The following is a 10,368-nucleotide window of genomic DNA, read 5'->3' as shown; positions in this document are numbered from 1 at the left end:
CGGCGAGGGTGGTGGCCTTCACCTGGGAGAGCAGCTGGCGGAAGGAGTCCTCCGGGCGCACATGGGCGCGCAACACGAGCGTGTTGACGAAGAAGCCGATGAGGCCCTCGGCCTCGGCGTGAGTACGGCCGGCGATGGGAGAGCCGACGGAGACGTCGTCCTGGCCGGAGTAGCGCGAGAGGAGCAGCTGGAAGGCGGAGAGCAGCAGCATGAAGGGCGTAGCACCTTCACGCTGAGCGAGACTGCGTAGCGAGTCCGTCAACTCCGAGGGGAAGTGCACGGGCACCGTGGCGCCGCGGCGGGACTGCACGGCCGGACGAGGACGGTCCGTGGGCAGCTCCAGCGCGGCGGGGGCACCGGCCAACTGCTGCTTCCAGTATCCGAGCTGCGACTCCAGCGTCTTTCCCTGAAGCCACTGGCGCTGCCAGAGGGCGAAGTCCGAGTACTGCACCGGCAGCGGTGCGAACGACGGCTCACGGCCCGCCGAGAAGGCGGCGTAACTCGTGGCCAACTCCTTCACGAGGACACCCATGGACCAGCCGTCGGAGACGATGTGATGCATCGTCACGAGGAGGACGTGCGTCTCTTCCGCCAACCTCAAGAGAGCCGTGCGCAGCAGGGGCCCGTGGACGAGGTGGAAGGAGCGCCGGGCCTCATGCGCGGCAAGCCGTAGTGTCTCCGCCTCGCGCGCGGACTCCTCCAGGCCGGACAGGTCCTCCACGGGGAGAGCCCAGGTCGCCGGTGCGTGGATGCGCTGGAATGGCTGGCCCTCCTCTTCGAAGAAGGTGGTGCGCAGCGCTTCATGCCTCGTCACCAGCGCCTCGAACGCGCGGCGTAGGGCCTCCACGTCGAGGCGGCCCAGGAGGCGCAGCGCGACGGGGAGGTTGTAGGACGCGTCATCCGGCACCAGCTGGTCCAGGAACCAGAGGCGCTGCTGCGCGAAGGAGAGAGGCTGGGGACCTTCGGTGCGCGTGCGAGTCAGAGGCGGCAGGCGCGTACCGGTAGAGACGCGCTGCAACTTCTCCGCGAGCGCGGCGATGGTGGGGGCCTCGAAGAGGGCACGAAGCGGCAGCTCCACGTCGAACGCGGCACGTACGCGGGCCACCAACTGCGTGGCGAGCAGGGAGTGGCCCCCCAACTCGAAGAAGTTGTCCGTGCGGCCTACGGTGGGCACACGAAGCACTTCGCTCCAGAGTGCCGCGAGCTTCTCCTCCAGCGGCGTCGCCGGGGCCTCGTAGACGTGCGAAGCCCGAAGCACGCTCGCATCCGGAGCAGGGAGGGCCTTGCGGTCCACCTTGCCGTTGGACGTTAGTGGCAGCGTCTCCATGGAGACGAAGGCCGCGGGCACCATGTACTCAGGCAGGTGCTGCTTGAGGTGCGCGCGAAGGGCCGTGATGTCGAGGGCTTCACCCACGACGTAGGCGACGAGGCGCTTGTCGCCCGGCGATTCTTCGCGGGCGAGCACGACGGCGTCCTTCACGGCAGGGGCGGCGCGCAGGGCGTTCTCGACCTCGCCCAGCTCGATGCGGAAGCCGCGCACCTTCACCTGCGCGTCGATGCGGCCGACGAAGTCCAACTGGCCATCCGTACGCCAACGCACCACGTCGCCCGTGCGATAGAGGCGAGCCCCCTCCTCACCGGAGAAGGCATCCGGCACGAAGCGCTCGGCGGTGAGTCCCGGCCGTCCCGCGTACCCACGCGCCACGCCGATGCCGCCAATGTGCAGCTCGCCGCGTACACCCACGGGGACGGGCTGCCCGTGCGCGTCCAACACGTAGACACGCACGTTCGCCAGCGGCTTGCCGATGGACGGCACGCTCCCATCCGCTACCACCTCACCGAAGGTGGCGATGACGGCGGCTTCAGTGGGGCCGTAGGTGTTGAGCAATCGCCGTCCCGGAGCCCAACGCGCGACGACGTCCGCGGGCAGGGCTTCGCCGCCGGAGATGACGGTGCGCACCTTGGGCAGTCCTTCGGAAGGCGTGGCCGCCAGTGCCGCGGGGGTGAGGCTGACGACACTCAACTCCTGCTCACGCAACAGCACGGGCAGCGGTGCGCCCGGCATCAGCTTCTCCAGCGGCGCGAGCACCAGCGTGGCGCCGTTGCAGAGCGTGGTGAAAATCTCCTCCACGGAGAGGTCGAAGCTGAGGCTGGCGAACTGCAACACTCGGCTGCCAGGGCCGATGCCGTACGCCACCGCTTCGTGGGTGACGAGGTTGGCGACGCTGCGGTGCTCCACCGCCGTGCCCTTCGGTGTACCCGTGCTGCCCGAGGTGTAGAGCAGGTACGCCATGTTGGCGGGCGTCACGCCCGTCACGGGCGCATCCGTCGGCTCAGCGGAGAGAGCGCCGCGCTCGGTGTCCAGGCAGAGCGCGCGGGCATGCAGCGCCTCGGGGAACCGGTCCACCAGTGGCTGCTGGGTGACGAGCACCTGGGCCGCGCTGTCCTCCAGCATGAAGGCCAGGCGCTCACGAGGCAGGAGCGGATCCACCGGGACCCAGGCACCACCGGCCTTCAGGATGCCAAGCAACCCGATGACGATATCGAGAGAGCGCTCGACGCTGAGGGCGACGCGGACCTCCGGGCCCACGCCACGACGGCGCAGCGCATGCGCAAGCTGATTGGCGCGCGCATCCAGTTTCGCGTACGTCAACTGCGTCCCCTCGAAGACAGCAGCCACCGATTCCGGAGCGCGGCGCACCTGCGCTTCGAAGAGCGAGTGCATGCACGCTTCGGGGAACGGCGCGCGCGTGGCGTTCCACTCCACCAGCACCTGCTGCCGCTCCTCCCCCGCGAGCAACTGCAACGACGACACGCGGCGGTCCGGATGCGCGACGAAGCCCTCCACGAGCCGCCGCAGGTGCTGCATCATCCGCACGATGGTCGACCTGTCGAAGAGGTCGGTGTCGTACTCCAGCTCTCCCGTGAAGCCGTCCTCGCTCCGCGCGAGCGACAGCGTGAGGTCGAACTTCGCGGAGGCGCCCGTGCGCTCCTCGACCTGCACCTTCACGCCCGCGAGCGAGAGGTCCACCTCCGGGATGTTTTGCATGAGGAACAGCACGTTGAACAACGGCGACCCGCGCAGGTCGCGCATCGGCTGGAGCTCTTCGAACGGCACGTACTGGTTCGCGAGCACCCCCAGCGTGGTGGTGCGCACGCGGCCCAGCAGCTCCCGCACGGTGGGCTCGCCGCCCATCCGGGTGCGCAGCACGAGCGTGTTGATGAAGAACCCGAGCAGTCCCTCCAGCTGCGCGTCGTTCCGGCCCGCCACGGAGGACCCGATGCTCACGTCGTCCTGACCGGAGTAGCGGCCAATCAACACCTGGAGCGCGCCGAGCAGGAACATGAAGGGCGTGATGCCCTCGCGCACGCAGAGGGCCTCCACGGCCTGCGTCAGCTCCAGGGGGAACGCGACCTGCATCAGGGCGCCGGGATGCGCCTCGCGGAGGCCTCGCGGACGGTCGGTGGGCAGCTCCAGCACGGACGGCATCCCCTCGATCTGCTGGCGCCACCAGTCGAGCTGCCGCTCCTTCTCCGCGCCCGACAGCCACTGGCGCTGCCACACCGCGAAGTCCGCGTACTGGAAGGGCAGCGCGGGCAGGACGGGCTGCGTCCCCGCCACCAGGGCCCGGTAGGCCTCCGACAGCTCCCGCATCAGGATGCTCATGGACCAGCCGTCGAAGACGGCGTGGTGGAGGGTCAGCAGCACCAGGTGCTCCTGCTCATCCAGCACCAGCGCCGACACGCGCAGCAGCGGTCCTTCCTCCAGGTTGAACGGGAGCCGCACCTCCAGCTCCGAGCGGCGCTTCACCTCCGCGTCGCGCTGCTCCGGCGAGAGGGCGCGCAGGTCCACCACCGGCAGCACCAGCGGCTCGGGCGGTGCGATGACCTGCACGAGCGCGCCGGTGTCCGGCCGCAAGGTGGTGCGCAGCGCCTCGTGACGGTGCACCACCAGCTCCAGGGCGCGGCGCAGGGCCTCCAGGTTCAGCACCCCGGTCAGCCGCAGCGAGAACGGCATGTTGTACGCGGCCGAGCCCGGATCGAGCTGCTCCAGCACCCAGAGGCGCTGCTGCGCGAAGGACGCGGGCAGCTTCTGGGTGCGCGGCACCGGCACCACCGGGGGCGGACCCTCGGAGCGCGGCTCCTTCGCCGAGGCCGCGATGCGCGCCGCCAGGTCCGCCACCGTGGGGGACTCGAACAACGCCTGCAGGGGCAGGTCCACCTGGAACGCCGTGCGCAAGCGCGACGTCAGCCGCGTGGCCAGCAGCGAGTGCCCTCCCAGCTCGAAGAAGCTGTCGGTGGCGCCCACCCGCTGCACCTGGAGGAGCGACGCGTAGAGCTCCGCGACCTGGGCCTCCATCGGCGTGCGCGGCGCGACGAACTCGCGCGCGGCTTCCGTGGACACATCCGGCGCGGGAAGCGCCTTGCGGTCCACCTTGCCGTTGGGCGTCAGGGGCATCGCGTCCAGCACGACCAGCGCGGACGGCACCATGTACTCGGGCAGCCGCTCCTTCATGAGCGCGCGCAGGGCTTGGGACTCCAGCGTCTGTCCGGGCCGCGCCACCACGTAGCCCACGAGCCGCGCGTCGGCCCCGCCGCCGCGCACCACCACGGCGGCGTCGCGCACGCCCGGGGCCTGGCTCAGCACCGCTTCAATCTCTCCCAGCTCGATGCGGTAGCCGCGCAGCTTCACCTGGTTGTCGACGCGGTTGAGGTACTCCAGCACGCCGTGGGCGGCCCACCGCACGCGGTCGCCCGTGCGGTACACGCGCAGGCCCGGCACGCCGCCGTACGCGTCCGGGATGAAGCGCTCCGCCGTGAGGTCCGGCCGGTGGAGATAGCCCCGGGTGACGCCCTCGCCGCCGATGAACAGCTCGCCCGGCACGCCGCGCGGCACCGGGTTCAGCCCGCTGTCCAGCACGTACACCTGCGTGCCGGAGATGGGCCGGCCAATCGGCACGCCGCCCGTGCCCGAGGCCACCGCGTGCGCGGTGGACCACACCGTCGTCTCCGTGGGGCCGTACACGTTCCACAACACGCGGCAGCGCGGGAGCAGAGACTCGGCCAGCTCGCGTGGCAGGGACTCGCCGCCGGTGAGGGCCGTCAGCTCCGGGCCCCGCCAGTCCGTCTCCAGCAGCAGCCGCCAGGTGCTCGGCGTGGCCTGGAGCACCGTCGCCCCGCACTGCCGGAGCAGGCCCGCCAGCCGCGAGCCGTCCACGGCGATGTCCCGCGACGCGATGACGACCTGCCCGCCCACCGACAGCGGCAGGAACAGCTCCAGCACCGCGATGTCGAACGACAGCGTGGTGACGGCCACCAGCACGTCCTTCGAGGACATGCCGGTCGTCTCACGCAGCGCCGCCAGGAAACGCGCCACCGCGCCGTGCGGCACCTGCACGCCCTTGGGACGGCCGGTGCTGCCGGAGGTGAAGAGCACGTACGCCACGGCCTCCGGCGGCACCGCGTCGCGCAGCGGCGAGCCGTCCTCCGCCGCGATGGCCTCCGCGTCCCCGTCCAGCAGCACCACGCGCGCCGCGTGCGGCGGCAGGATGGACTCCAGCGAGCGCTGCGACACCAGCACCGGCATCCCGCTCGCTTCCACCATGTACGCCAGCCGGTCCGTGGGGAACGCAGGGTCGAGCGGCACGTAGGTGCCCCCGGCCTTCAGCACGGCGAGCACCGCCACCAGCATGTCGAGCGAGCGCTCCACGCACAGGCCCACCCGCACTTCCATGCCCACGCCCTGCCGGCGCAGGTGACGCGCCAGCCGCGAGGCCCGTGCCTCCAGCTGCGCGTACGTGAGCGACTGGTCCCCGAACGTGGCGGCGACCGCGTCCGGCGTGAGGTCCACCTGGGCTTCGAAGGCGCCGTGCTGTGTGCTCCACGGCAGCGGGGCAGGGCGGGGTGGCTGCCAGTCGATGAGCACCTCGTGGCGCTCGGCGTTGGTGAGCAGCGGCAGACGGGAGACGGCCTCGTGCGGACGGCGGACGGCGCCCTCCAGCAACACGCGCAGGTGCTCCGCCATGCGCGCCATCGTGGGCGCGGTGAAGAGGTCGGAGTCGTATTCGAGGAAGCCCTTGAGGCCGGCTTCCGTCTCCAGCACCTGGAGCATCAGGTCGAACTTCGACGTGAGCGTGTCCAGCTCCATCGCCTCCAGCTTCACGCCCTCCACGGACGCCGCGCCGCGGAAGGAGGCCTGGAGCGTGAGCATCACCTGGAAAAACGGCGTGCGCCCCTGGGTGCGCTCCGGGCGCAGCTCCTCCACCAGCCGCTCGAAGGGGAAGTCCTGGTGCTCATGCGCCGCGAGCACCGTCTCGCGCACCTGGTGCAGCAGCGCGCGGAAGGACGCGGAGGGCTCCACCTGCGTGCGCAGCACCACCGTGTTGACGAACAGGCCGATGAGGCCTTCGACCTCGCCGCGTGTGCGGCCCGCCACCGGCGAGCCCACCGTCACGTCCTCCTGCCCCGCGTAGCGCGACAGCAGCACCTGCCAGCCCGTCAGCAGCACCATGAAGAGCGAGGCGCCCTCCTGCTGCGCCAGGGCCTTCAGCGCGTCCGTCAGCTCACGCGCCAGCAGGAGCTCATGCCGGGCGCCCCGGCCGCTGCGGCCCGCGGGGCGGGAGAAGTCGGTGGGCAGCTCCAGCGCGGAGGGCACTCCAGCCAGCTGGCGCTTCCAGTAGTCGAGCTGCTTCTCCAGCCGAGGGCCCTGCATCCACTCGCGCTGCCAGACGCCGAAGTCCGCGTACTGGATGCCCAGCGGCGGCAGGGGCACGGCCTGTCCGCGTGCGAGCGCGCCATAGAGGAGCGCCACCTCACGCACCAGCAACGTCATGGACCAACCGTCGGAGACGATGTGGTGCACCACCACCACGAGCAGGTGCTCCTTCGACGCGGACGTCAGCAGCAGCGCGCGCAGCAGCGGGCCCTTCGCGAGGTCGAAGGGCCGGGCCGCGGCTTCACGCGCCAGTCGCCACGCTGCTTCCGGCGGCGAGCCCGTGAGGTCGTGATGCTCCAGCGCGGGCGCCGGCTCCGGCGACACCACCTGCACGGGGCCGGCTTCGTCCTCGCGGAAGGTGGTGCGGAGCACTTCATGACGGCGCACGACTTCGCGCAGCGCGCGCTCCAGCACGGCCACGTCGAGCGCGCCCTCCAGGCGCACCGCCATGGGCACGTTGTAGAGGGACGTGCCGGGCTGCAGCTGATCAATGAACCAGAGGCGCTGCTGGGCGAAGGACAGGGGCAGCGGGCGCGTGCGCTCCCGCACCGGGATGAGGCCTTGGACGGAGTTGCCGGCGATGGCCTTCTGCGCGGCCATCTTCTTGAGCAGCTCCGCGCGCTTCTCCGGTGAGAGGTTCGCGATCCGCTTCGACAGCTCCTGGCTCATCTTGTGTACTCCGCGCTCGGGGACGCCATCGCGAGCGCCACTCGGGGCAGTGGCATTCGCGAGAAGTCAGACCTGCTGCTGATTCCGGATTGCCGCCCTGGACCGCTCTCTCTTGAGAAGCAGGGGGTGGGTCAAATCCGCACTGGCCACGCTATTCCGTGGGCAACCGAGCTGTCATGGGGGCGCCCAGCCGGAAGGCCGAGTGAATTCGAGCATTTGCGGGAAGAGGCTGGATCCCCGAACTCATCACCGGAAGGACTCACGGTGTCGCTCAGAGGGGAACCTGCTCGCGGGGTCGTCCTCCCGCATGGAGTGGGAGCAGGCCTGGGGTTGGCCTGCTCGCCACCGGTCAGCGACTGCGTTTCAGCCCACCTTCGCCAGCGGCGGCGGCGCGGCCAGCACGGCCGGCGTGGGCACGGTGTAGCCCACGGCCAGGAGGATCTCCGCGATGGCGTCGCTGACGTTGGCCTGCGTGTCGTTGTACTCGGTGGGCTTGCAGAAGATGCACACCGCCAGGACGGGGCCCTGGAGCGTGAACTCCGCGATCTCCACCTGCGGCACGGGCTTCTCCTGGACGCCCTTCACCGTGACCATGCGATCCACCAGTGCCTGCTGGAGCACCGTCACGTCCACGCCATGCATCAGCGGCAACTTGACCGTCATCTTGCGGTACGGGTGGTGGCTGTAGTTGATGATGTTGTCGCTGAACATCTGGTTGTTGCCCACGGCGATCCGCACGTTGTCGGACGTGTCGAGCGTGGTGACGAACAGGCCGATCTCCTGGACGATGCCCACGACGCCGCCGGCTTCGATCTCCTCGCCCACGCGGAAGGGGCGCAGCACCAGCAGGAAGATGCCCGCGGCGAAGTTGGCCAGCAGCCCGGACCAGGCCGCGCCGATGGCGATACCCGCGGCGGCGATCAACGCGGCGAAGGACGTGGTCTCCACGCCCATCACCCCCAGGATGCCGACGATCAGCATCAACGTGAGCGTGCCGGTGAACAGCGAACCGACGTAGCGGATCAGCGTGGCGTCCAGCTGCCGCCGCTGCAGGCCCATGTCCAGCACCTTGCGGAAGCCGGCGATGATCGTCCGCCCGATGAACCAGATGAACAGCGCCCCAATGACCTTGAGCAGCAGCGGGAGCGCTTCGGTCAGGGCAAGTGACTTCAATTGAACGACGATTTCATCCATGGCTCGAACTCCCTTGACCCGGACCGGGTGTGCGCGTGCCTTTTGCACGGGACCGGCCGGGGCATGCAAGCCGGGTTGCCTTGAATCCACATTTTTCCAGGAGGGCCGTCCTGACCCGCCCGGGGTCGTGATGCCCGGGCCTTGCGTGGAGGGACCGAGAGGCCGACGTTGCGGCGCATGCGCCTGTTCCCGGTCGCGGTCTCGTTGTTCCTGAGTGCCTGCACGGCCTCCCGCGTCGCGGTGCCTCCGGCCCCGGGCGAGGAGGTGACGGTCTTCGTCCATGGGTACCGCGGGTCGTTCCTCGCGACGGCGGACGGCGAGCACGAGCGGGCCTGGGTGTCCGTGGGTGACGTGCTGACGCGCGGTGAGCGGTCGCTGGCGCTGCCATTTCCCGGGCAGCGGGCGACGCCGGGCTTCGGGCCGCTCGAGGCGGACGGACCGGTGACGCGCTTCACGGTGCTGCCGTGGGTGGCGCGCTACGACGTCTACAAGGGCTTCCTGGAGTTCGCGCGCGCGCGGCTGCCGGGCTTCATCGTCTTTGACTACGACTGGCGGCAGGACAACCGCGTGACGGCGAAGCGGCTGTGCGCGCTGCTGGATTCGCTCGCGGAGGCGCGGGGCGGCCGGGTGAAGGTGAACCTGGTGGCGCACAGCATGGGCGGGCTGATCACCCTGCACTGCCTGCGCTACGGCACCGGGGACGACACGGGCGAGCCCACGTGGGCGGGCGCCCGGCACGTGAAGCGCGTGGTGTTCCTGGGCACGCCGTTCCGGGGCGCGCCGGGCATGTTCGACGACTTCACCCTGGGCACGCCGGTGGGGCGCAACCGGGCGCTCCTGTCACCGGAGGCGCTCTTCACCTTCGCGTCCGCGTTCCAACTGCTGCCGGCGGAGAGCGACTTCTTCGTCGACGCGAGCGGCCAGCCGGTGACGTTCGATGCCTACCGACCGGACGCGTGGGTCGACGGCGGGTGGGGCGTGTTCCAGGACCCGGCGGTGCAAAAGCTGCCCGCGTATCGCCAGTGGCTGGAGCGCATGCTCAAGGCGCGCTCGGAGCTGGCGCGGGCCCTTGCCGAGAACGATGGACCGCCGCCGCCCTTCCGCACGCTGGCGGTGGTGGGCGTGGGGCATCCGTTGATCAAGTCGTTCCGGATCATCGACGGGAAGCCCACGTTCGAGGATCCGGTGCTCGCGGACGGAGATGGTTCGGTCCTGACGGCGCGGGCCTTGCCGCCGCCGCCGCTCCACGTGGACCGGCTGGAGACGCAGGCGGACCACGTGGGGATGATGGGCGACGAGGAGGTCCAGGAGGCCGTCGCGCGCTTCGTCACCGGCGACTGAGGCGGAGCGGCTCAGTCGCCCTGGATGGCGGCCTGCCAGTCGCCGTCCGCGGAGATGCCCACGCGCATGCCGATGTAGCTCTTCTCCTTGCGCATGTCGGTGATCATCGAGTCCGGATAGATGCCCTTGAGCAGGGCGAAGTCCGCCTCGGTGGCGCCTTCACGGAAGGCGGTGGGCCACCAGTAGAGATTGCCCTCCTGGTAGAAGGGGAGGTTGAGGACGTGGACCAGCCGCGCCAGCACCGGCTGCGGGCTGTCCTTCCACTCCTCCTGGATGCGCCAGGTGGTGGCCATGTCCTGGTCGGGGTCGTAGGAGAAGCGCACGCTCGGGCCCTTCTCGTCGCCCAGCTTCTGGAGGCCCGCGTAGTCGCACGCCACGGCGGCCTTGATGATGCGCTCGCGCATGGACGCCACGGCCGGGGGCAGGGGCTTCGCGGTGGGCTTGGGGAT

General features: G+C 70.4%; 4 protein-coding genes. 1 reads left to right on the top strand and 3 read right to left on the bottom strand.

Going from position 1 to position 10,368, the window contains the following annotated elements:
- A partial coding sequence (locus D7Y21_RS37450; protein ID WP_121718246.1) for a non-ribosomal peptide synthetase occupies window positions 1-7,384 on the bottom strand: 7,384 nt, incomplete at its 3' end.
- A gap of 363 nt (window positions 7,385-7,747) precedes the next feature.
- Complete coding sequence (locus D7Y21_RS37445; protein ID WP_120567758.1) at window positions 7,748-8,578, bottom strand: mechanosensitive ion channel family protein; 831 nt, start codon at window positions 8,576-8,578, stop codon at window positions 7,748-7,750.
- A 177-nt stretch (window positions 8,579-8,755) separates the two neighbouring features.
- On the opposite strand from D7Y21_RS37445, the gene D7Y21_RS37440 reads away from it, so the two are divergent.
- Entirely contained in the window at window positions 8,756-9,919 is a 1,164-nt protein-coding gene (locus D7Y21_RS37440) for a hypothetical protein (RefSeq protein WP_121718245.1), read from the top strand.
- An 11-nt stretch (window positions 9,920-9,930) separates the two neighbouring features.
- On the opposite strand, the gene D7Y21_RS37435 is transcribed toward D7Y21_RS37440, so the two are convergent.
- On the bottom strand, window positions 9,931-10,368 hold a 438-nt coding region (locus D7Y21_RS37435), incomplete at its 5' end, for a hypothetical protein (protein WP_233612442.1).

The sequence above is a fragment of the Corallococcus sp. AB045 genome, assembly GCF_003668895.1.
GTDB lineage: Bacteria > Myxococcota > Myxococcia > Myxococcales > Myxococcaceae > Corallococcus > Corallococcus coralloides.
Note: the sequence above shows the minus strand (reverse complement) of the source record. Positions and strands in the feature narration are given on the sequence as shown.

Coding starts and splice junctions, on each gene's coding strand:
- D7Y21_RS37445 (WP_120567758.1), bottom strand. CDS start 8,578: ATGGATGAAATCGTCGTTCAATTGAAGTCACTTGCCCTGACCGAAGCG.
- D7Y21_RS37440 (WP_121718245.1), top strand. CDS start 8,756: ATGCGCCTGTTCCCGGTCGCGGTCTCGTTGTTCCTGAGTGCCTGCACG.